This is a genomic window from Promicromonospora sp. NPDC057138 (genome assembly GCF_042670845.1).
In the GTDB taxonomy this organism is placed as follows: Bacteria; Actinomycetota; Actinomycetes; order Actinomycetales; family Cellulomonadaceae; genus Promicromonospora.
This window is the reverse complement of record NZ_JBHUUX010000145.1, coordinates 1-1,192: the sequence shown is the minus strand read 5'-3', so window position 1 is coordinate 1,192 and position 1,192 is coordinate 1. Positions and strand designations below refer to the sequence as shown.

Annotated in this window: 1 protein-coding gene; it reads left to right on the top strand. The window is 64.9% G+C overall.

Annotation, left to right across the window (positions count from 1 at the left end; translation table 11 throughout):
• Nucleotides 1-377: 377 nt before the first annotated feature.
• Complete coding sequence (locus ACFT2C_RS29105; RefSeq protein WP_377210584.1) at nt 378-1,178, top strand: transposase family protein; 801 nt, start codon at nt 378-380, stop codon at nt 1,176-1,178.
• The last annotated feature ends 14 nt before the right edge of the window (nt 1,179-1,192 follow it).

Sequence of the window (1,192 nt, the reverse complement as noted above, 5' to 3'; positions counted from 1 at the left end):
GATGCCGTCGGCGGGGTGCCATTCCTGAGATCTATCGGTTTCGTGTCAGCGCACCACCTGCACGAATACCGCCCCATGACAGCGGAATCGCCCCGATCTCCCACATCCATAACAGTGAGCCAAACCCAGGGAACCGGCGCTGACCTGTGCCAACGCACAAACCCTCACTGCCTCTCACTCCACTGAGCCTTTTCCAACCTGGCCGTCAGGTCCGCCGACCATGCTCGGCCGAGCGTTCGCCGCACTGCGGCTGACTGAGGTTTTCTCAACGAAATGATCTCGCTGTTGCTGGGGCATGAGGGTGGCTGTGGACAGGCGTGAAGCCCCTGGTAGGACAGGTCTTTCTCACAAGACCGCCTGTCACCGGGGGCTTCACGTTGGTCACCTATGCTGCCGTACTCGACGTTCCGCGTCATGTCGTTGAGTTTCTCGCCCGGCTGCTGGCCGGCCATCGTCGCCGGATCGGCACCCCGAAGGGCTCGCGGGCGCTGGGACCATTCCGGCAGGCCGTGCTGGTGCTGCGCTGGTTCCGGGAGCGGTCGTGCGTGCACTGCCTGGCGCGGGACGCGGGAATCTCTCAGACCACCGGCTACCGCTACCTGCACGAAGGCATAGACGTCCTGGCCGAGCAGGCCCCGGATCTGCACCGGGTCCTTGCAGAGTGCCGAAAGCGGGGCATGAACCACCTGGTCCTGGACGGCACGCTGATCGAGTCCGACCGCGTCGCCGGTACCCACATGAGCGCCGCGGGCAAGGAGGTGGACACCTGGTATTCGGCGAAACACAAGGCATTCGGGGCGAACGTGCAGTTCCTGTCCGCCCCGAACGGCACCCCGTTATGGGTGTCCGAAGCCGAGCCCGGCTCGGTGCCCGACATCACCGCCGCCCGAATGCACTGCCTGTCAGCCCTGTACAAGGCGGCCGCCGACGGCCTGCCCACCCTCGCCGACGCCGGCTATCAAGGCGCCGGGATCGGCATCCACCACCCGTTCAAGAAGCCCCCTGGCCGCTCCCACCTGCAACTTCACTCCGACACCCGCACCTACAACGCACTCCTGCGAGGAGTTCGGGCGCTGGGCGAACGAGCTGCGGCCGAGCATCTGAACATCGCCGCGTGGAACTTAAAAATGCCCTATATGCGCACGCAGCACGCACTCTTCTGGATGACAACGCCCTGAATCTAACGCAGGCC